Origin of the sequence: Pseudodesulfovibrio pelocollis (genome assembly GCF_030282845.1) — a bacterium.
In the GTDB taxonomy this organism is placed as follows: Bacteria; Desulfobacterota; Desulfovibrionia; order Desulfovibrionales; family Desulfovibrionaceae; genus Pseudodesulfovibrio; species Pseudodesulfovibrio pelocollis.
The window spans coordinates 25,291-46,163 of record NZ_JASTWE010000031.1; the positions used below are offsets into that span (position 1 = coordinate 25,291).

The following is a 20,873-nucleotide window of genomic DNA, read 5'->3' on the forward strand; positions in this document are numbered from 1 at the left end:
AGGGGGCTTTGCTTCACCGCAGAACGATCAACGCTCGCGTAAGATTATTCATACCCGTCAGGCGGGGCCTTTTCGGGATGGACATCATCAGAGCTTCCAAACCATATGGCAGAGACATCAATGCCGATCTTGTCCCACTGCCAGGCCTCCATGAGTAGGCAACGAAGTTCACGATCAAAATCCTCGTCCGTCCATTCGCGCAGGACATGGATATCCCTCCGGTCCCTGCCGAATGATCGCAGATCAAAACAGACCGGAAGCTGCTTGAACCGCATGACATACAGGGGGAGTCGGGCGAGCCGGGGCTTGGCGACGCCAACCACCGAAGACTCCCGGCCATGGGCATACTCTTCATAGTATGCCCGGAACTCGGAATCGCGCATGAGGCTCACGCGGTCATCCTTCTCGCCCGTGAACTCGAACGTATCATTGGCAACCACGACAACGCTGTGTACCGGGAGTTGATATGAACAGATAATCCTCGCCGCTTCACCGAGCAGAAAACGAGCCCGGTGCGCCTGAGAGATGGGACTTTTCATTGCCAAGCCATCTTTCTCCCTGATCCACTTGGTGGCGTAGCCATCTTCCATGGAGTCCGGGTCCGGCTTCCACGTCCCTGAGAGATTCTTCACCTCCACATGGAGCACACCGCGCGGGGCCACAATCAGGATGTCGAACTCACATCGCTTCCTCTCGAAGCTCAGGCCGAGTCCCCAATAGACTATGCCGCCGCCTATGCCTCTGATGACCCTCAGGATTGCCGCCTCTCCCCGGCGTCCCGCTCCATCGCTTCCTCCGTTGTCCGGGGCAGACCGGTCTGGAATGGCCCGAAGTCGCCGATGATACTCGGGCGCGGTGACGATGTGCGGGGCCGCATTTGGTTGGGACACGCCCCTCGCATGCTCGGGCGCTGCCATCACCTGCCGGGGAGCGCTCGTCCGGGCAGTGCGCCTTCTTCTTGCAACCACGGCCCACAACAGCACCGCGCCCACAAGACACGCAGACCCTGCGAGCACCCACTTGTTGTCTGTCCAGTGCAGGGCCGCCCGGGGCGTCCACCCCTCGTCCCGACTGGCACGGATCGAAGCAATCCGCTGGCCGGTCTCTGCCTTGATCACCGTGATGATGGCCCGCTCAACGCTCGGGCATTGGGCGTTGAGCAACGGCCCGACCTGTTTCCCAAAGAAAGCCTCCACTCCTTCCCTGGCAAGAGGGCTGTCGGCGGCGAGACGAATCTGAATCTCCACAAGTCGCTGACACCAGGCATCGCCGTCCGAGACAACAAATACATCGACGCCCTTTTTTTTCGAGAAGGCGAAATGATACGGCTCCGCACTCTGGGCGGCGTGGACCGCAAGCAGGAGAAAACCCAGCAGGAACAGGGTGGTGTTTGCCAGATGTTTCATACCGTGCCCCCCGAAGGCGTCGTTGCTGCCATTGTGGAACGCGTCAGAAGACTGTCTGTGTCGTGACGTCGGCTTTGACCGGATAGAGCTCCTCATCAGTGAGGATCAACACGGTGAGGACGCCGTGCTCGCTGCTGTAGACCTGGGCTTCAAGGGCCGAAACCGGACGGCGGAAGTCTTTTCCGATGGGCATCTCCGACCTGTCGTCCGAGATTCTCCTGCCCCAGTTGAATATGCTCACCCTCTTGTCGCTCAACAGCAGATCAGGCTCGCCGAACCTCGCGATCAGGCCATCGAGGATGGCCTCCTTCTCCTGAGGCGCGGCTGTCTGCTTCAACACTGCCTGGCGCAGGGAGTACACCGGAGAACCAAAACCCATCAGCGACTTGCCGGTTTGCACGAAGTACCCCCTGAAGTCACGCTGCCCCGGAACAACCGTTTCTCCCCCATAGAGGAGGGTGAGAATGTCTTTCTCCGTTGTCGGGGTCGTGTCTGGCGAGGCAAGAATCTTGATATGCTCATCAAACGCCAGGGGCAGCTTGAGCCTGTCGGTCACAATACTCTTGACCTTGTCGCTCTCCATGCCCCCATTGACGCCGATGATGGAAAGCGTTCTGGCGGTGCGCTCATCCCTTTTCTGGACAAACGGCTGTGGTTTCGACGAGGCCTTGGCTTCCCAGGTCTGCTCCGTACTCTGGTCCGCCACCTTGATGTGGGAAACGCATTTGACAGCGTGGACATAGAGAAGCTTGCCGCCCTTCCAGGGGTCCTCTGCATATCCCACAGGCTCCGCGACATACTCCAGTCGTATCTCGGGGCCGGGATAATATCCCGAGAGCAGTCGGCCCAGACCCCGCTCGCTCGCAGTCCGCCGAGCCGCCATCTCAGGAGCCGAAGAGGTGCCTGATCCCCCCAGGCCTTCCTTCACTCCAGACACAACTTCCGCAGGAATGACAACCGTCGAAAAATCCTTGATGTTCTGCACGACGACCTTGATTCTGCCCTCGTCCGAGTTGAAAACAAGCGCAGCCGTGGCTTCCGGCTCAATTTGATTGAGCACCGCCACCTCGCCCATGGGGGATGCAAGAGCGCTCGCGATGCCTTCCTCAAATTGCGGTGTCGCCCGAAAAACAAGAGGCCGTCTTACATCCACGCCATTGATGGTCGTCCCGGACGCTTCCGGGGCGGACAACTTCTTGAAATGGGCAAGGACTACCTCCGGGGTGGCAAGAATCGGCTCGGTCCCGGCCTGGATTCGCTCGGCCTGGGCCAGTTTCTCGCGCTCCTGCCGGAGGCGCGCCGCCTTTTGCCGCAGCCGCTGTTCTCTTTCCATCTCCTCATTCTTTTTCTGCCATGCGGCCACGCGAGGTTCAAGCCAACTGCTCGGGTATTCAAAAAAAGGTTTACCGGTTTTTGGAATGGAGACCGCCACGGCGTCAGGAACCACCGTGATGGTTGGCGGCGTACGCTCATTCCTGGAATACTGGCCCCACTGCTCGACCCTGAGCGTTGCCCTGACCGTGACCCGCCTGTCTCCACGCATGGACTTCAGAAGGGCCTCTGCGCGGTCAGGCGGCATGGCGAGATGCTGGATCACTTCGCCGCCCTTGATGACCACCTCGATGCTTTCGGGGAAGGTGGTATTTTTGGGGCACCACGCAGACCATTCGGCACCGACTTTCTTGGTCGTGCCCGAAGGCATCGGCACAAAGCTGAAAGCGCTTGTATCAAAATCATACTCGCCAAGCCGAGCCGGGAATGTCAATTCAACCACCTCGGGTTTGGCGCTTTGCAAGAAGGCTTCGGCCTCGGCCCGGGCATCGTGCTTCATTTTCGCTAGGGCGAACTCGTCCTTTTCGGCCCTCTGGACCGCCTTACAATCTTTGATTTTGACATAGTCGATTACCGCCTGCTCATCGGCCAGGACGTCCTGCGTGGCAGGCATGACGCCCGCCACAAGATTGATATAGTCCGCCTTGACGGCCTTGGCTTCCTGAGCCGTTACGGGCTCGGAGGGCCCGGGCTGCTCGCCGGATGCCGGGGGAGCGGGATGAGCCGAAGGCACAGCCTTGACAGGCCTCCATTCGTTCTGGATGGCGGCTGTATAACTGCCGAACAAGGTCTCATCCGCCCGACTGAAAACGTTGAGATTCGCCACGACTGCCGCTTGGCAATCGCGAGCGATGACTGAACATGCGGTCTGCAAAAAGCCCTCAAGACCACCGGTTTCCAAGGGGCTGCCAGCATCAAGGAGAACCTTGACCTCGACCGTTTCCCTGCACCAGCTGGCTTGTCCCTGGTCAACAAAGACCTCTGCACCCATTTTTTTCGAGTACGCGACCTTGTGCCAGGATGCCGCATGGGAAACCCCAACTGACATGAGCAGGCAGACAGTGACCAGAAAACCGGTTCTCCATTTCATGGCTACAAGATCTCCCAGGCTCCGTCCGTTCCCTTGCTTGCCACGACAGTCGTCTCTTCCTCCCCGTGCGGGGTGACGACCTTCATCTTCATGGTTCTGGCCGGAGCCTCCACATCCACGCGCTCGGCAACCAGGTCATCGGTCTCAGGGGTGTCGGCATAGCTTGCGACCATTTCGTCAAGGTTGATGGCGGGCCGAATGGTCTGTGCGCTCGCCATGTCTCCCGACATCTCGTCAAGATCATAGGCCGGGCGCATCACGGCGACAGAGTTCTCTGTCTTTCTCTCATTCTCGGCCAGGGTGCCTTCCTTCCCGACAAGGGAAGCGTGGATGTACCCGATGGCCTGACGATCCTGGTTCACCAGAATCCAGTTGGTGCCCTTTTCCTGTCCCACAGCGAGGACAACGCTCCCCTTCTTTAGCACCTTGGCCACGTCATACTCCATCGAAGGCCCAAACCGCACGTTTGAATCCGTCAGTATTTCATAGGGCTCTCCGATCATGGTGAGCGTTCCCGGCTTCTTGACCTCTTTGTGTCTGACTATCGGCACATTCCTCTGGATGGTCTCTGTTTTGACTACCGTGATTTCAGCTTCCGCCTTGCTTTCGAGGTTTTCCCATTTGGACGTGCCCCCATCTTTGAGTTCGGAGAGAGCCTTGGCCGACTCCTTCTCAAGGGCCAGTCGGTCCTGATCGTCAAGATACCCACCGATCATGTTGCCGACAAAACCGCCGACCACGGCACCCAAACCAATGGCAACAGCCTTGCCCACCCCCCTGCCGAAGAACATTCCTGCCGCCGCGCCCAAGACGGCTCCGGCAGCAGTGCCGGTCTCCCGTTTAGTCGCTTGGCAACCCGACATCAGCAGGCACAGGATCAACAGTGAGGTGAGTGCAAGGGTGAAAAAACGCTTTCTTGGACGACCAAACATAGTAAAACCTCCGAAATGCGGTTTTGACTGGGCAAGGCATACCCTCTCCTCGTCGGCTAGGTACCCCACAAAGGAGCCCGGAATCGCAATGTGCCACGGCAACAAAACGAAAAAGCGAAGCGCCCGCAGCGTCTTCCTTTCCCGTCTCGTTGCGGATTGGACAATGGGTTCAGGTAGTAAAAAACAGGAAGAGTGTCAACATGATGGATATGCATTCACCTCATTCCCAATCAAAGAACGAAACACGCCCAGAGCGGCCATTGACCACGGCGCTCACCGCCGGGGCAGGGTCACCATGATGCAGGTTTCGCCGGGGGTGGCGGTGTCGAGGGTGATGTCGCCGCCGTGGGTTCGGGCCACGAGGCGGGCCGAGTAGGTGCCAAGGCCGGAGCCGGGGGAGGTGTCGGCGCGCACGTATTTCTGGAAGAAGGTCTCGCGGATGGCCGGGGGCACCTCGCCCTGGTTGCGGATGGCCAGGGTCAGCGGATCGCCGGAGGTCAGGGTGACGGTCACCGAGCCGCCCTCGGGCGAGGCCTGGAAGGCATTGAGCAGCAGGTTGGCGAGCATGGTGCGCAGCAGCTCCTCCTCGGCCGGGACCACCATTCCCTCGTCGGGCAGGCCGCCCGCCACCTCAATGCCCACGCTGATGCCCTTTTCGCGCAGAATGAACCGGCATTCCGCCTTGATCCGCTCAAGGGTCTGGAGCAGATCCACCGGGCGGCGGCTCAGGCCATAGGTGCCGCGCTCCATCTTGAAGAGGTCCAGGGAACGGTTGATGAGGACGAGCATGGTCTCGCCCGCCTGTTCGATGGTCCTGAGCATGCCGGACTGGGCCTCGGTCAATCCTCCCAGCCGCTCTATCTCCCCTGGCAGGCCGACCACCGCGCCCAGCGGGGTCTTGAGATCATGGCGGGCCATGCGCTCCACATCGTCGCGCAGGGCCTCGGCCAGCTTGCGGTCCGTGATGTCGCGCCCCACGCCGAGCACGCCCACGCTGTCGCCCGACTCGTTGAGCAGCAGCCCGAGCCGGGTCTCAAGCCAGATGGAGCGGCCGTCGGCGCAAAGGAATTCGAGGTCCTGGGTCACGGCGGGCGGCTGGTCGCAGTGGGCGTCGGCCATGCCCTTGAGCGCGGCCACCGCCTCCACGAGCCTGCCCCGCGACACGCCGGTCAGGAACTCGCCAAGGGGTCGCCCCAGGACATCGGCCCGGGCAAACCCGCGCAGACCAAGGTCGGATTTGCTGACAAAGGTGACGCACAGGTCAGCGTCCGTGCCCCAGATGACATCGGTGACGTTGTCTGCCAGCAGCCGGTACTGGCGCTCGCTCTGGCGCAGGGCCTCCTCTGCCTGGCGGCGGTCGGTGATTTCCGTGCCCACGCAGAGCAGCTCGACCATGGCCCCATCGGCCGAGCGCACAGGCGAGTATGCCCAGGAGGCCCAGGCCAACTCGCCGCCCCGGCGGATGACCTTGGTTTCGGCCAGCACCGGCTCGGCCGGGTCGCCCAGCAGCCTGTTGAGCCGCCGCTTGGTGGGCTCGCCGTCCGGGCAACGTTCCGGGATCAGGGTGCCCACGAGGGGCCACCCAAGGAGTTCGCCCGGAGCAAAGCCGAAGAAACGCTCCGCATGCTCGTTGCAGAAGACGATGGTTCCATTCAGGTCGATGCGCAGGATGAGGCTGCGGGCGTTTTGCACCAGATAGCGGTATTGCTCGCGCTCCCTGAGTCTGGCCGCCACGAGCCGCATGACGACCAGCAGCCCGCCTGTGGCCAGGAGGATGAGCGCACCGCCGCCATAGATCAGAACAGGGCGGTTGGGCGAAGGGTGCCAGCCGCCCGAGGGCACCGCGCCAGCCTGCCACAGCCCCTGGGGCACGGGCGTGTTCATGATCACCGGGGCTGCCGCGAAGACCGACCCATTGCCGTAGATCATGCGCCAGCCGCCCGCTGTCTGCTCGCGAAAGGCGATGTCCAGCCGCAGGGAGGTGTCCATGACCCCGGCCTCGCGAAACAGGGTCCCGGCGTCGATGAGCACCAGGATCATGCCCCAGTGGCCGCCAGCGGGCAGATCGACAGGCATGAGGGCCACCACGGCCTCGCCCACCTCGGGCATCCGGGTGGACGCGAGAACCTGAACCTGCCCTGTCCTGACCGCATGCAGCGCGGCCTGACGCACCTCTTGGGGGTAGTCCTCGGCCAGTCGCCGACCCACCGATGCCGCACCGCCGGTCTCGGGAAAGACATGGGTGATCCGGTCGTCCCTGGCCAGTTCCACGAAGCGCACCCCGCCCAGGTCCGCGAGCAGCCCCCTGGCCAGGGCGGCAAAGGCCGACTGGTCCATGTCCGGGTCAAGAGCAAGGACCGTCTTGAGGGTGCGGGCCAGGTGCAGGCGCGAGTTGAGGGCGTTCTCGAACCCGCTCTGGACCACGGACAGACGATGAAAGACTTCAAGCCGCGCATGCTGGGCATGGCGCTGCCCATCGGCATGCAGGGTCAGGGACAGCGCGGCGGCCAGGGCCAGCCCGACCACGAGAGGTATCAGATAGGCGATGCGTCGCGGCATAAACGGTATTCGATGGGCTGAAGGACAGGGATTTCCATCGCCGCTGCATACCACACGAAATCAAAAAGTAAATGATAAGCTGTTCCAGGAACGACAGGCAGATGACATCGGGTGGCGGCCCACTGCTAGCCGACCATGCCGTTGTCCTCGATCTCTATGATGAAGGCGTCTACCACGGCCGGGTCCAGGGCATCGCCCGCCAGGGTGCCGAGGATGGCCAGGGCGGCCTGGGGCGTCCTGCCCGGCTGGTAGGGCCGGTCCGTGGTCATGGCGTCGAAGCAGTCGGCCACGGCCAGTATCCGTGCGCCCAGGGGAATGTCCTCACCACACAGGCCGCGCGGATAACCCCGGCCGTCCATGCGCTCGTGATGGGCGTAGACATAGTCCAGGGCCGGGCCAAGGAAGTCGAGGTTTCTGAGGATGTCGTAGCTCCATTGGGGATGGCTGCGGATCTCAAGGAGCATGTCCTCGTTCATCACGGTGTCTTCATTGGAAAAGATCAGATCGCTGAAGCCGATCTTGCCGATGTCGTGGAGCACGCCCGCGATGCGGATGCGCTCTGCCTCTTCCTCGTCAAGGCCCAGCCGCCGGGCCAGCCGCTCGGAATAAACGGCCACCCGCTCACCGTGGCCCTCGGTATAGGCGTCGCGCGCGCCCAGGGCGTTGACCACCGCGGTGACCGCGTTCAGCGAGTTGGTTCGGATGGTCTCCATGAGTTGCTCCAGGTGAAACTCCCTGGTCTCGATGCGGACCATCATCATGCCCACGGCCTCGGCCAGCTCACGCACCTCCGGCGGATAGCCCGGGCCGGTCAGCTCCATGATGTCGCTTGAATAGTTCCCTGCGGCGATGGCCTTGATGGCCTCCACCAGCCGGTCCTGCCCCTTGAGCACGACGACCCTATGCCCAGGCGTCGGCGTGTTCGGCGGCAAAGGCCGCGAAGGCGCGGGGTTCGTGGCCGGTCAGATGGGCCACGGCCCCGGTCACGTTGCCCGCCATGCCGAGCTTGACCACCCGGGTCAGGCTGACCAGCATGTTCACGGTCCATTCGGGCACGCCGTCCCGGGCCAGGGCCTCCATGTAGACCGCCTCGTCCACGGGCCGGTAGGCCACCTCCCGGCCGGTGGCCTTGGTCAGGATGGCCGCCACCTCGGCCAGGGAGATCCCCTGGGGGCCGGTCAGGGCATAGGTGCGTCCGTGGTGGGTCGCGTCGTCGAGAAACAGCCGGGCCGCGCAGGCCCCGATGTCGCGGGCGTCGATGTAGCTGACCCTGGCGTCCTCCTCGGGCAGGGCCAGTTGGCCTGCGCGCACCATGGGGGCCAGGGTGGTGGCGAAACGCTGCATGACCGCATTGGGCCGCAGGATGGTGAAGGGAATGCCGGAATCCTCCACAAACTGGTCCACGGTGCCGTGCTCGCGCCCGAGCCGCCAGTGGGCATCGGACGACGCGGCGTAGGCGCTGGCGCGCACGATATGGCCGATGCCCGCCGCCTTGGCCGCCTGCACGGCCAGATGGCCCCGCCGGGCCATGCCCTCGGCCAGGGGCAGCGCCAGAAAGAGCCTGTCGCACCCCTGCATGGCCCGGGTCATGGACTCCTGGTCCGAAAAGTCAAAGACCCGCGCCTGAACGCCGTCGCGGGCCAGGGCCTCGGCTCCCTCCGGGGCATGCGCCCCGGCCACCACATCCACCCCGGCCTCGCGCAGGGATGCCAACACGGCCGACCCGATGACGCCTGTGGCCCCGGTCACAAAAACACTGCCCATCGCCTGCCTCCTGTTCCGGCCCGCCGGCCGGATTTCCTGCATGTTTCAAGCCCGGGCCACGCTACACGAAAGGGTACGGAAAAGGCAAATGCCCTGACCCGCCAAATCGCCCCGCGGCCGCAAAAAGGGGCGGCCCGGCATCCCGGACCGCCCCTGTGATCGTCACAGAAGAGCCTGTTACGCGCCTACGTGGAGCTTGTACGCCTCCAGGGTGTTGACCATCAGCTGGGCGATGGTCATGGGGCCGACGCCGCCCGGCACCGGGGTCATGGCGTGGACCTTGTCCTTGAGGCCCTCGAAATCGCAGTCGCCTACCAGGCCCTCGTCGGTGCGGTTGATGCCCACATCCACCACCACCGCGCCCTCCTTGACCATGTCCGCGGTGACAAAGCCCGGCATGCCGATGGCTGCAAACACGAAATCCGCCCCCTGACACTCGGCCTTGAGGTCCGCTGTGCGCGAATGGCACAGGGTCACGGTGGCGTTGGCGCACGGCCCGGCCTGGGAGAGCATCATGGCCAGGGGCTTGCCCACGATGTTGGAGCGGCCGATGACCACGGCCTTCTTGCAGGCCGGGTCCAGGTCGTAGCGCTTGAGCAGATTGATCACGCCCGCCGGGGTGCACGGCTTGAACCCGGGCAGCCCGAGGCTGAGCTTGCCCACGTTGACCGGGTGGAACCCGTCCACGTCCTTGTTCGGGTCGATCAGGTCGAGGATGCGCTGGCTGTCGAGCCCCTTGGGCAGGGGCAGCTGGACCAGGATGCCGTCCACGCGCACGTCGCGGTTGAGCTGCTGGATCAGCCCCTCAAGCTCCAGCTGGGAGGCATTCTCCAGCCGATGCGGCATGGAGACGATGCCGCAGTCCTCGCAGGCGCGCTCCTTGTTGCGCACATACACCTGGCTGGCCGGGTCGTCGCCCACGAGCACCACGGCCAGCCCGGGGCTGCGCCCGAATCTGGCCGCGAGTTCGGTCACTTCCTCTTTGATCTCGGCCCGTATGGTGGCCGCAGTCGCCTTGCCGTCGAGTAGAATCATGCTGTTGCCTCCGGCGAGTCAAAAGCCCGCTCGGCACGGACTTGCGTGAATTCCGGGCATGCCGGGCCGGGAGCATCGCGCCCTCGGCCCGGCAGGCTCGAGACATTGAATCCATGGGGCGGCGCTGTGGCGACAGCGTTGTCGCGATCCGGCCGCCCCGCCCTTTTCCCTACTCTTCGTCGAAGAAACTGCCGCCGAGCACCGGGCCGTAGTAGGCGCCGTCGTCGGCCAGGTCTTCCTCGATGCGCAGGAGCTGGTTGTATTTTTCGAGCCGGTCCGAGCGGCACAGGGAGCCGGTCTTGATCTGGCCCGCGTTGACCGCCACGGCGAGGTCGGCGATGAAGTGGTCGCCGGTCTCGCCCGAGCGGTGGGAGATGACCGTGGTGTAGCCCGCGGTCTTGGCCAGCTCGATGGTGTCCAGGGTCTCGGACACGGTGCCGATCTGGTTGAGCTTGATCAGGATGGAGTTGCACACGCCCCGATCGATGCCCTCGGCCAGGATGTCCGGGTTGGTCACGAAGATGTCGTCGCCCACCAGCTGGATGCGGTCGCCCATCTTGTCGGTCTGCAGGGCGAAGCCGTCCCAGTCGCCTTCGGCCAGCCCGTCCTCGATGGACACCAGCGGGAACCTGTCGGTGAAGTCGTCGTAGAAGTCCACCAGCTCGGCCGAGGTGAAGGTCTTGCCCTCGCCGGCCAGGACGTATTTCCCGTCCTTGTAGAACTCGCTGGCAGCGGCGTCGATGGCCAGGCAGATGTCGCGGCCGGGCTCGTAGCCAGCGCCCTCGATGGCCCGGATGATGTACTCGAAGGCCTCGGCGTGGGACTTGAGGTTCGGGGCAAAGCCACCCTCGTCGCCCACCGAGGTGACGTGGCCGTCCTTGGCCAGGATCGCCTTGAGCATGTGGAAGGTCTCAGCCCCCATGCGCAGGGCCTCGGCAAAGGTCTCGGCGCCCACGGGCATGATCATGAATTCCTGGATGTCCAGGTTGTTGGGCGCGTGCTCGCCGCCGTTGATGATGTTCATGAGCGGCACCGGCAGCAGCTTGGCGTTCACCCCGCCCAGGTACTGGTACAGGGGCAGGCCCAGGAAGCGCGAGGCGGCACGGGCAGCGGCCATGGACACGCCGAGCATGGCGTTGGCGCCCAGGCGCTCCTTGTTCTCGGTGCCGTCAAGGGTGATCAGCGCGTTATCCAGGGTGGTCTGGCGCAGGCAGTCCATGCCGATGATCGCCCCGGCGATCTCGCCGCGAACGTTCTCGACAGCGGTCATGACGCCCTTGCCGTTGTAGCGCTCTTCCTTGTCGCGCAGCTCCAGGGCCTCGCGCGAGCCGGTGGACGCGCCCGAGGGCACGGCCGCGCGGCCCATGACGCCCGATTCGAGGATGACCTCGACCTCAACCGTGGGATTGCCGCGCGAATCCAGAATCTCGCGGGCCCAGACGCCAGTGATGGTACTCATGATCGACTCCTTGCCTGGCTGTTGAAAAACGACGATCTGCGGACGTTAAGCGACTGTAGGCGAGTCTTCGAGCCGTACAGAAAGCTTATTCAAAAAGGTCAAATCCTCGCGTACCTGGAGTACGCTTCGGCCTTGACCTTTTTTCGCGCCTTGCATCTCACCATTTTTGAACAGCCTGTGTTTTCGAGTTTTTCAACGACTCTTTATGCTGATTGGAAAAATCCGTGTTCGCCGTTATCCTGTGCAGGATAGACCAAATCCGCCCGATGCTCAATCGGATATACCTGAGCTGGCCGGGAGCGCAGTTATAATTCGTGCGCGGAATCAGCATAGACGATGGCCGGATTGATGGTCACGCTGCCCGCCAGGGCTTCTATCTCGGCCAGCCGCGCGCCATCGTCGGCCGGGCAGATCGCCAGGGTGGCCACATACCCTTTCCGGGTGTATTGCCTCTCCAGGATTGTCAACCTGCCCCCCGCCGAATCCCCGGACATCTCCTCAATGCGGAAGCGTCCGGCATCCAGGTCCAGGGAATGGCGGACCTCGCTCGGCGCGGTCACCACCGGTCGGGAGAGATACTCCCTGTATTGCTCCTCGATCTGATCACGGGAATAGGGGCCGCCCCTGTCCACCAGAAACATCACGGCCGGGGGGTACCCTCCACCGGGCTGATGCCCTGCGGGCATGAACGTGTGCTCAATCACATACTCCTCGGCCATGAACGAGGCCATGAGCAGCGACATGGTGTCGCCGGTGGCGTCCTGCCAGGAATCAGCGGCCTCAAAGGAATAGTCCTTCTGGATTTTTCCCATCATGGTGGGCCACGGGCCATTGTCGCCGCACCCCGCCAGGGTGAGGCAGACGACGAGGGCGCACACCGCCAAGCCATACTTCAGCATGATCAACTCCTTATGGTGATTCTTCTTTGTCGTGACGAGGCATAGCCCACGGCCCTCGCAATGACAAGGACCCACCACGGCGGCACAACGCCAGCCAACCTGCCCTCGCAACGGTTGTGCCCCGCGCCGAATAGGGGTATTGGTGGAAGCATCGAAAAACCCCCAGGAGGCAAGCCATGTCCGTGAAGAAGATTCTGATGCTCGTCGGCGATTTTGTCGAGGATTACGAGGTGATGGTCCCGTTCCAGATGCTGCTCATGGTCGGGCACGAGGTCCATGCCGTGTGCCCGGGCAAGAAGGCGGGCGAGACTGTGGCCACGGCCATTCACGACTTCGAGGGCCACCAGACCTACAGCGAGAAGCCGGGCCACAACTTCCTGCTCAACGCCGACTTCGACACCGTGGACCCGGCGAGCTACGACGGGCTGGTCATCCCCGGCGGACGCGCCCCGGAATACATCCGCCTCAACGAGCGGGTTCTTGAGATCGTGCGCCATTTCGCCAAGGCGGGCAAGCCCATCGCCGCCGTGTGCCACGGCCCGCAGGTGCTGGTGGCCGCAGGCGTGGTCAAGGGCAAGTCCTGCACCGCCTATCCTGCGGTGCGGCCCGACCTCGAAGTGGGCGGCGCCACATGGGTCAACACCAACGAGACCTTCAGCAACGCCCATGTGGACGGCAACCTCGTCACCTCCCCGGCCTGGCCCTCCCACCCGGCGCTGATCCGCGAGTTCCTCAGGCTGCTCGGCACGACCATCACACCATAGTAGGCTGAAAGACGACGCATCGGACCATTTTTGAACAGCCTGAGAAGATGCTTTAGCACGCCGTTATGTCTTGGCGGCATCGGGCCACTGCCCGGTGCCGCCACCGTTTTTCGGCGGCCGCCCTCTCCGCCGGGCCGGGTTTTTCATTGGCCGCATCCCGTGCTATGGGTCGGGCAAAGGGGGTCGCCATGGCCAATCACGCGCTGGACAACGCCGCCCGCATCCTGGGGCAGGCCCGCTGCACCATCGCATTCACCGGCGCGGGCATCTCGGTGGAATCGGGCATACCGCCCTTTCGCGGCCCGGGCGGGGTGTGGTCCAAATACGACCCGGCGATGTTCGAAAAGGCGTATTTCAAACAGCATCCGCAGGAAGTCTGGCCCCTGCTCAAGACCATCTTCTACGACACCCTGGCTAGGGCGCGGCCCAACCCGGCGCACTACGCCCTGGCCGATCTGGAGGCGGCGGGCCGACTGGCCGGGGTCATCACCCAGAACATCGATGGCCTGCATCAGGCCGCTGGCAGCCGCACGGTCCACGAATACCACGGCTCCACCCGGCGCATGCAATGCCTCGCCTGCCGGGCCTTCTTCGACTCCGCGTCCATCTCCCTGGAGCGCCTGCCCCCGCCCTGCCCGGCCTGCGGCGGCACGCTGAAGCCGGATTTCATCTTCTTTTCCGAGCCCATCCCCTTCGAGGTCCACCGGGCGGCCACGGACCTGGCCCAGGCCAGCGACGTCTGCCTCATCGTGGGCACCGGCGGCGAGGTCATGCCCGCTGGCCGCATCCCCCATCTGGTCAAGAGCGCAGGCGGCACGGTGATCGAGATCAACCTGTACGAAACCCGCTACTCCTACGGCTTCAGCGACATCTTCCTCCAGGGCAAGGCCGGAACCCTGCTCCCGGAGCTGGCCGAGAAGACGCTGGCGGCCTGAGGGCTCTCCCTTCTTGCTTCCGCCCTTCGAAGGCAGTAGAAACACGGAAATTTTGGAGGCGGGGATGGACAGAGCATATGGAGCCCTCGGGCTGGTGGTCTTGATGGCGTTGGCCTGGCTCCTGAGCGAGCATCGGCGCAGGCTCGACTGGCGTTTGGTCCTGGCGGGCGTGGGCCTGCAACTGGGTGTGGCCTTCGTCCTCATCAAGGTGCCGGTGATCAACGATGCCTTTCTGGCGGCCAATGTGCTGGTGGAGGTGCTGGAGCAGGCCACGGCCGCAGGCACCACCTTTGCCTTCGGCTATCTTGGCGGCGGCCCGCTGCCCTTTGAGGAACCCTGGCCGGGCGCGGCCTTTGTCTTTGCCCTGCGGGCGCTGCCGCTGATCCTGGTGGTCTCGGCCCTCTCGGCGGTGCTCTTCTACTGGCGCGTTATCCCGGTGGTGGTCAACGCCTTCTCCTTTTGCCTCAAGAAGACCATGGGCGTGGGCGGCGCGCTGGGCATCGGCGTCTCGGCCAACATCTTCGTGGGCATGGTCGAGGCCCCGCTGCTGGTCCGGCCCTATCTCGCCCAGATGACCCGTAGCGAGCTTTTCTCCCTCATGTGCGCGGGCATGGCCACCATCGCCGGGACCATGCTCGTGGTCTATGCCTCCATCCTCGGCCCGGTGATCCCCGAGGCCCTGGGGCACATCCTCATCGCCTCCATCGTCTCGGCCCCGGCGGCCATCCTGCTCTCGCGCATCATGATTCCCGAGACCGGCGAGGTGACCACCGGGGTCATCGTGCCGCCCCAGACCGCCACCTCGACCATGGACGCGGCGGTGAAGGGCACGGCGCAGGGCGTGAAACTTCTGATCAACGTGGTGGCCCTGCTCATCGTGTTCGTGGCCCTGGCCGAGATGGCGAACCTGCTCCTGGCCCTGGGCCCGGACGCGGCAGGCGCCCCCCTGACCCTGCAACGGCTGCTGGGCTGGCTCATGGCCCCGCTGGTCTGGATCATCGGCGTGCCCTGGTCCGAGGCGGTCACGGCCGGAGCGCTCATGGGCACCAAGGTGGTGCTCAACGAATTCATCGCCTACCTCGACATGGCCGCCCTGCCCGAGGGCGCTCTGAGCGAGAAAAGCCGCGTGATCATGGTCTACGCCATGTGTGGTTTCGCCAACTTCGGCTCGGTGGGCATCATGGTCGGCGGGCTGAGCGCCATGGCCCCGGACCGCCGCGACGAGATCGTGGGCCTGGGCCTGAAATCCCTGGTGGCCGGAACCCTGGCCACCCTCATGACCGGCGCGGTCGTGGGCATGCTGTATTGAGTGGGTGGGGCGGGATTGATTGGTTAGAGTCGCCACCCGGAAAGAAGCGGGCCGAGATTGCGGGGGCTAAAGGGGTTTCAATGACCCCCGTAGACCTTTCTGCGATGGCCGACACGGAGAATCAGAATCAAGACTATTTCGTCTTGGATGTCGGCTACAATGCGATAGTCTCCGACCCGGTACTTCCAGAGGCCCGCTAGGTTCTTGCGAAGCGGCTCTCCATAATCTCGCGGGTTGTTGGGAGCGATCCGCTCCCGGAGGTATTTCAAAAGAAGCCTTTGGGCCTGCTTGTCGAGCTTGGCCAATTCCTTTTCCGCAGCTGCGTCGAACTCAATCCGCCAGGTCAAGGCGCGCCTCCACCTCATCTATCGTGTATGTGCGGCTCTTACCCGCCTTGATGTCTGCGAGCCTCTGCTCCGCGAGATAGATGTCCTCAAGGTTCTCCAGGTGCTCCTGGATCGCCTCCCGGATGTAAAAAGCCTTGGTGCGCCCGGTGGCTTCCGCCAGGGCGTTGAGCCGGTTCTCGGTCTCTTCCGGCAATCGAATGGATATGGGCATAGGCACCTCCTTTGAGATACACGTATCTCAAAGGTCGATGGAGTGCAAGCAATCGGAGACCGAAGAACCAGCGAAACATAACCCGCCAAGGTCAACGGTTTCAGGTGGGCACTATTTTCTATGCACTATTCATGCACAGAACTCTCTTCATGCAAGTAAGCGAACATTGAAACCTGCTACCGCCATGCAAATTATATCAAGGTCCAAAAAATTTTTTGATCTGCTCCGCTTGGTGGCTCGGAACTACAAACATTGCGGTCTCATAACCGGCCTCAATGAGGACCGCTGTGCGATGCCGCCCGTCTTCAAAACTAAGCCCCTCGGGGGCCATATCCGTCAAGAAAATGATAGGCATGTAAGTTGACCCTGAGGCAATTTCATTTTTCAAAATTTCGATCCTTTCTTCTTTCCTGTCACGGCCACCAACCCCGGAATATCCGTAAACGTCTTTTCCCCATACATCTTTTAACTTTCTTAAATCTAACTCAATAGACGTACAGGCTGCTGGCGTATTGTTTTGAAGGATATGTTCACTAATTTGCTGCTCAGGCTGCTCTGGGTATTTGAATTCTATAGGCTGCATGTGTCTATTCCTGTGAAGTAAACGTAGTAAGAAATTTTTAGATGATAATAAATTCATTCCGGCAACAATTAAAGGCAACGTATATCAACACAATGTTAAGTATCGTTAATAAAATGCTATTCTGCTTGCCTGAAGTCAACCAAAAATATTGCTTATGCTCCTGGCGAAAAGTCAACGCCTTGGGGCAGAAGTGGGACAATCAGCACAACAATCAACGAAACAAGTCAGCGGCCCGCGATTCTCATCGCAAGCCGCTGAATTCATTCTGGTACCAGGGAAGGGACTCGAACCCTTACAGTATCACTACCGGCGGATTTTGAGTCCGCTGCGTCTACCAATTCCGCCACCCTGGCGTGGTTGGGGTCATTCATAGGGCAGGGCGGCGCGGGCTGTCAATGTTCTTGTCAGGCGCGCGCCTTGGTGGTAGCACCGCAGCTGCGGTGCCGCGCCGCCACTCAACCTCGGAAGGTCGCCCATGCTCCCTGTCGGCTCCATCGTCAACGCACTGGCCATCATCGGCGGCAGCCTCATCGGCTGCTGGCTGCAATCGCGCTTTCCAGAGCGCATCCGCACCATCGTCTTTCAGGGGCTGGGGCTGTGCGTGCTGCTCATCGGCATCCAGATGGCCCTCAAGGTCGAGAACATCCTCATTGTCATCTTCGCTGTCCTGCTGGGCGGCATCAGCGGCGAGCTGCTGCGGCTCGACACCCTGTTCGCCCGGCTTGGCGACCGCTTCAAGCGGCTCATCAAGTCTGACAACGCCAAGTTCACCGACGGGCTGATCACCGCCTCGCTCATCTACTGCATCGGGGCCATGGCCATCATCGGCTCGCTTGAGGAAGGCATCAACGGCGACGCCACGGTCCTCTACACCAAGTCCATCCTCGACGGATTCGCCTCGGTGGCCCTGGCCGCCACCTATGGCTCGGGCGTGCTCTTCTCCTTCATCCCGGTGCTGCTCTACCAGGGGGCCATGACCATCGGGGCCAGCTTCTTCCAGCAATACTTCTCGCCCATGATGATCAGCCAGGTCACGGCCTGCGGCGGCCTGCTCATCATCGGCATCGGCATCAACCTGCTGGAACTGAAGGAAATCCGGCTGGCCAACCTGCTGCCCGCCCTGGTCTACGTGGTCGTTCTCACCGCCTTTTTCGCCTGACAGTAAAAAGGCCCGCGAAAAGCGGGCCTCAGAATGATGGCATCGTCCGTTCCGACGGGCCTTGGCCTACTGAACGGGCTTCTTCTCGGCCTTGTCGGCCTTCTTGCCGCCACAGCCGCCGCCGCAGCCAGCGGCGCGCTTGAGGTCCACCTCCGGGTCCACCACCGTGATCTCGTCCTCGGACTTGATCTGGTCGTGGCTCACGGCGTACTCGATGACATCCTCCAGAATCCGCTGACAGTCCTCCACCGGGATGAACTCGCCGGCGATGGCCCGCTGATACTCGGGGCGGTCAAAGGGCGCGGCCCACTCCTTGTCCTTGAAGAAGCTCCACACCCCGATTCTGGGGATGTCGATGGCCTTGTCCACCTGGCGCATGCTCACCTCCCACTTGGTGTAGGCGTAGAGGTCGTCCAGGGTCTCGGCCGGTTCGCAGGCGTGGGTCTCGCTCGCCTGAAAGGAGAGCACCACCTTGAAGCCCACGGCCAGCTCCTTGAAAAAGCGACCAAACTGCTCGTGGCGCGAGGACTCCACAAGCAACTCTCTGAAATCTTTTGCCATAACAACTCCTTTCACAACCTGTTTCGCGTAGTGCGGGCATAGTCGCCCAATTCCCCTTCGAGTTCAAGGGGTTTTCCGACCAGAGGTGTCTTCGCGATGCGGCGGGCCGTCACAGGTGGCTGCGGACCCAGGCCTCGATGTCGCGGGCGTTCATGGCCCCGGGCTGGCGGGCGATCTCGCGGCCCTGGCGAAAGAGAATCAGGGTAGGCACGGCGCTGATGCCGAAACGCGCCGCCACTCCCTGCTCGGCCGAGGTGTCGATCTTGGCCAGCCGCACGTCCGGGTGCAGCGCCTTGGCCGCGGCCTCGAACTGGGGGACCATCATCAGGCAGGGTCCGCAGCTGGGCGAATAGAAATCCACGAGCACGGGCGCGTCGCTCCCGGCGATCTGGCGGTCAAAGGTGGCTGCCACCAGTTCCAGCGGCTTTGGCTCGAACACGGTGGCCTTGCACTTGCCGCAGGTGGCCTGGGCCTCGCGCCCGGCCTGGACGCGATTGCGCGCGCCGCAGCCCGGGCAGACGAGAATTCGGGTGGTGTCGGTCATGGGGGTGTCCTCCGGGGATGTGTCTGGCCCGAAAATAAGCATGAACGGGCCAAAGGCAATGACCCGCGGCCCGGTTCAGACCAGGAGGAAGGTGGCCGTGGCTTTGGCCGCCTCCTGAGCCGGGCCGCGCTTGTCGGGATCAGACTCGTCGGGGCCGAGAGCGCGGAGCACGGCCTCGGCAAAGACGACCCGCCTGCCGCGCTTGATCACCCGGGCCTCGCATTCCAGCGTGGCTCCCTCCTCCACCGGGCGCAGGTAGCTGACGTTCATGTCCACGGTGGTGGTCTTCTCGCGCGGCGCGTTGCCCGCCAGCACGGCGTGGGCCATGGCCTCGTCGAGCAGGGTGGCCAGGATGCCCCCGGCGATCATTCCCGCCCCCTGGACCAGCTCTGGTTTGGCGCGCAGGCGCAGCATGGCCCGCTCGGGCATCAGGGCCTCGACCTCGATGCCGAGGAAGGCGAAGAGCGGGTTCACTCGCTGGTCAGGGCAGCAGACTTTTTCGAGATACTTGCGGGTCATGATCACTCCGGGTCAGGGGTCAGCTGGCGCTCCATGTCCCGGCGCAGCGCGTCGAGCATGGCCACAGTGCCGTCGATGTCGTCGGGAAAGGCCGCCGGTTCGAGTTCGAGGGTTACATAGCGCGAATAGCCCCGGCCGCCAAGGTGGCGCAGGAATTCGGCCAGGGGCAGGCATCCCTTGCCCGGGGCCAGATGCTCGGTGAAACCCCTGGCGTCCGAGTAGTGGACGTTGTAGAGCATCTCAAGGGGCACCTTGGCGATGGAATCGAGCACGTTGCGGCCGGAAACGCCCATGTGGCAGACGTCAAAGGTCAGGCCCACGTTCTTGTCGCGGCACTGCTCCAGGAGCCTTTCCAGCGGATCGCGCGCAAAGGGCGAGCCCTCGGCCCAGGGCATGTTCTCGAGGGAAAAGCGGATGCGCCCCTTGGCGTCGAGGAGCAGGGGCAGGTCGCACGCCTTCTCGAACCAGCGGTTCTGGATCATGTTGGCCAGCCGCGAGCCGGGCGGGTGCATGGTGATGTGGTCGGCGTGGGGCAGGAAGTTGGCCAGGGCCGTGGTCGCCTTCCACGAGGCCAGATGCCCGCCCCAGGCGGCCCAGTCGCGAAAGGGCGCGTGCAGGCTCCTGATGGGCAGCACCTCGCTGATGCGCTCCAGGCCCGCTTCGGGCGTCAGCTTGGGCGAGTTCATGATCAGTTCCATGCCCGCAAAACCGGCGTCCCGCCCGATCTGCGCAATGCGCTTGAGGGGCAGGTGGAAGAGGCAGCCTGCCGAGAGCAGGATGGTGGGGCCGGGTGCGGCGGGTGGCTCGCTCATGGCCTACCAATACTGCACCGCGCGCGGCCGCGCGATAGAAATTTCGGGGAAGGGCGCAATCGGGCTGGTAAACGGCGCGGCGGCCCGATGTGGCGGCCCGATGTGACGACGGGCGTGGCGATGAGTGGGACGGGAACTCAGGACCGCACTTTGGCGGGTGATTTCTCAATGAGATCGACAATGACCAGGGCCCAGGCCATGTCGCGCTTGCTGTCCTCGGTCATGGCGTCAAGGAGCCACTCCTTGAGGGGCTTGAGGGCGGCCTTGAGCCGGGCCGGGCCGGTGGTCTCCACGGTGTAGGCGGCATCGAGGCCGTCCATGCACAGGGTGTCGAAGTCGGCATCGTAGCCGGCCAGATGGTGGGCGACGAGGTTGCGCACCGTGAGCAGGCCAAAGACCACGGCCTCCACCTCGCGGTAGTCGCGGGTCCATATCTCCGCGCCCGATATTTCGGGCCGGGGCGGGCCTTGCGGCGTATTGCGGGTCTTTTCCACGGACGCCCGGAAGGCGTCCAGGGCCACGATGCTTCCCATGGGTGCTCCTTGTCGCGATGTGTCTCCCCTCTCATCGGCCGGGCAGCCGGGAAACTTGAGGGCGCAACCCAAGGATCGCGGGAGCGGATCAACTCGCTGACTATCAATCGTTCAATGCAC

At 63.2% G+C, this 20,873-nt stretch carries 21 protein-coding genes and 1 tRNA gene; 4 read left to right on the top strand and 18 right to left on the bottom strand.

Translation table 11 applies throughout. From position 1 onward, the window contains the following. Positions 1–44: 44 nt before the first annotated feature. The 9 genes from QQS14_RS11435 to QQS14_RS11475 all read right to left on the bottom strand — a co-directional run bounded on the left by QQS14_RS11435 (position 45) and on the right by QQS14_RS11475 (position 12,476). Entirely contained in the window at positions 45–1,406 is a 1,362-nt protein-coding gene (locus QQS14_RS11435) for a nuclease-related domain-containing protein (RefSeq protein ID WP_285907130.1), read from the bottom strand. A 43-nt stretch (positions 1,407–1,449) separates the two neighbouring features. Next, positions 1,450–3,828: a DUF4852 domain-containing protein gene (locus QQS14_RS11440; RefSeq protein WP_285907131.1), complete on the bottom strand. Its 2,379-nt coding sequence runs from the start codon at positions 3,826–3,828 to the stop codon at positions 1,450–1,452. Between the two features lie 2 nt (positions 3,829–3,830). Continuing rightward, on the bottom strand, positions 3,831–4,760 hold the full coding sequence (locus QQS14_RS11445) for a glycine zipper domain-containing protein (protein WP_285907132.1): 930 nt from the start codon (positions 4,758–4,760) through the stop codon (positions 3,831–3,833). 273 nt (positions 4,761–5,033) lie between these two features. Continuing rightward, positions 5,034–7,319 (bottom strand): PAS domain S-box protein, encoded by a 2,286-nt coding sequence (locus tag QQS14_RS11450; RefSeq protein ID WP_285907133.1) that lies wholly within the window; start codon positions 7,317–7,319, stop codon positions 5,034–5,036. Between the two features lie 125 nt (positions 7,320–7,444). Then, positions 7,445–8,212 (bottom strand): HD-GYP domain-containing protein, encoded by a 768-nt coding sequence (locus QQS14_RS11455; RefSeq protein WP_285907134.1) that lies wholly within the window; start codon positions 8,210–8,212, stop codon positions 7,445–7,447. A 7-nt stretch (positions 8,213–8,219) separates the two neighbouring features. Next, positions 8,220–9,083 carry an SDR family oxidoreductase gene (locus tag QQS14_RS11460; RefSeq protein WP_285907135.1) on the bottom strand — a complete coding sequence of 288 codons (864 nt, stop codon included), beginning with the start codon at positions 9,081–9,083 and terminating at the stop codon, positions 8,220–8,222. Positions 9,084–9,260: 177 nt separating this feature from the next. Then, positions 9,261–10,118, bottom strand: coding sequence for a bifunctional methylenetetrahydrofolate dehydrogenase/methenyltetrahydrofolate cyclohydrolase FolD (folD, locus tag QQS14_RS11465; RefSeq protein WP_285907136.1), 858 nt, complete (start codon positions 10,116–10,118; stop codon positions 9,261–9,263). Between the two features lie 169 nt (positions 10,119–10,287). After that, positions 10,288–11,577 carry a phosphopyruvate hydratase gene (gene eno, locus QQS14_RS11470; RefSeq protein WP_285907137.1) on the bottom strand — a complete coding sequence of 430 codons (1,290 nt, stop codon included), beginning with the start codon at positions 11,575–11,577 and terminating at the stop codon, positions 10,288–10,290. A gap of 305 nt (positions 11,578–11,882) precedes the next feature. Further along, positions 11,883–12,476 carry a hypothetical protein gene (locus QQS14_RS11475; RefSeq protein ID WP_285907138.1) on the bottom strand — a complete coding sequence of 198 codons (594 nt, stop codon included), beginning with the start codon at positions 12,474–12,476 and terminating at the stop codon, positions 11,883–11,885. Between the two features lie 176 nt (positions 12,477–12,652). Here QQS14_RS11475 and QQS14_RS11480 point away from each other — a divergent pair, with 176 nt between their 5' ends. The 3 genes from QQS14_RS11480 (at position 12,653) to QQS14_RS11490 (ending at position 15,484) form a co-directional block, all read left to right on the top strand. Further along, entirely contained in the window at positions 12,653–13,240 is a 588-nt protein-coding gene (locus QQS14_RS11480; RefSeq protein ID WP_285907139.1) for a DJ-1/PfpI family protein, read from the top strand. A 188-nt stretch (positions 13,241–13,428) separates the two neighbouring features. After that, complete coding sequence (locus tag QQS14_RS11485; RefSeq protein WP_285907140.1) at positions 13,429–14,175, top strand: SIR2 family NAD-dependent protein deacylase; 747 nt, start codon at positions 13,429–13,431, stop codon at positions 14,173–14,175. A 64-nt stretch (positions 14,176–14,239) separates the two neighbouring features. After that, entirely contained in the window at positions 14,240–15,484 is a 1,245-nt protein-coding gene (locus QQS14_RS11490) for a NupC/NupG family nucleoside CNT transporter (protein ID WP_285907141.1), read from the top strand. 77 nt (positions 15,485–15,561) lie between these two features. Here QQS14_RS11490 and QQS14_RS11495 read toward each other — a convergent pair whose 3' ends face one another. From QQS14_RS11495 to QQS14_RS11510, 4 genes are all read right to left on the bottom strand, one after another. Then, positions 15,562–15,831, bottom strand: a complete 270-nt coding sequence (locus QQS14_RS11495; protein WP_285907142.1) for a type II toxin-antitoxin system RelE family toxin — start codon at positions 15,829–15,831, stop codon at positions 15,562–15,564. Next, a complete protein-coding gene (relB, locus tag QQS14_RS11500; RefSeq protein ID WP_285907143.1) occupies positions 15,815–16,042 on the bottom strand; it encodes a type II toxin-antitoxin system RelB family antitoxin in 228 nt (75 codons plus the stop codon). The genes QQS14_RS11495 and relB overlap by 17 nt, the downstream gene beginning before the upstream one ends. Before the next feature lie 196 nt (positions 16,043–16,238). Beyond that, positions 16,239–16,625: a hypothetical protein gene (locus QQS14_RS11505; RefSeq protein WP_285907144.1), complete on the bottom strand. Its 387-nt coding sequence runs from the start codon at positions 16,623–16,625 to the stop codon at positions 16,239–16,241. Positions 16,626–16,891: 266 nt separating this feature from the next. Continuing rightward, positions 16,892–16,978: transfer RNA gene (locus tag QQS14_RS11510), tRNA-Leu, on the bottom strand. A 122-nt stretch (positions 16,979–17,100) separates the two neighbouring features. Between QQS14_RS11510 and QQS14_RS11515 the strand changes: the two genes are divergently transcribed. Beyond that, on the top strand, positions 17,101–17,784 hold the full coding sequence (locus QQS14_RS11515) for a DUF554 domain-containing protein (protein WP_285907145.1): 684 nt from the start codon (positions 17,101–17,103) through the stop codon (positions 17,782–17,784). A gap of 66 nt (positions 17,785–17,850) precedes the next feature. Here the strand turns inward: QQS14_RS11515 and QQS14_RS11520 are convergent, their stop codons facing one another. The 5 genes from QQS14_RS11520 to QQS14_RS11540 form a co-directional block, all read right to left on the bottom strand. Further along, a complete protein-coding gene (locus QQS14_RS11520) occupies positions 17,851–18,345 on the bottom strand; it encodes a hypothetical protein (protein ID WP_285907146.1) in 495 nt (164 codons plus the stop codon). 109 nt (positions 18,346–18,454) lie between these two features. Beyond that, a complete protein-coding gene (locus QQS14_RS11525) occupies positions 18,455–18,889 on the bottom strand; it encodes a thioredoxin family protein (RefSeq protein ID WP_285907147.1) in 435 nt (144 codons plus the stop codon). Positions 18,890–18,964: 75 nt separating this feature from the next. Beyond that, positions 18,965–19,408: a PaaI family thioesterase gene (locus tag QQS14_RS11530; RefSeq protein ID WP_285907148.1), complete on the bottom strand. Its 444-nt coding sequence runs from the start codon at positions 19,406–19,408 to the stop codon at positions 18,965–18,967. A gap of 2 nt (positions 19,409–19,410) precedes the next feature. Next, positions 19,411–20,220, bottom strand: a complete 810-nt coding sequence (locus tag QQS14_RS11535; protein ID WP_285907149.1) for a sugar phosphate isomerase/epimerase family protein — start codon at positions 20,218–20,220, stop codon at positions 19,411–19,413. A gap of 137 nt (positions 20,221–20,357) precedes the next feature. Continuing rightward, the gene (locus QQS14_RS11540; RefSeq protein WP_285907150.1) at positions 20,358–20,753 is read right to left on the bottom strand and encodes a hypothetical protein; all 396 of its coding nucleotides are present in this window, start codon (positions 20,751–20,753) and stop codon (positions 20,358–20,360) included. Positions 20,754–20,873 lie beyond the last annotated feature (120 nt).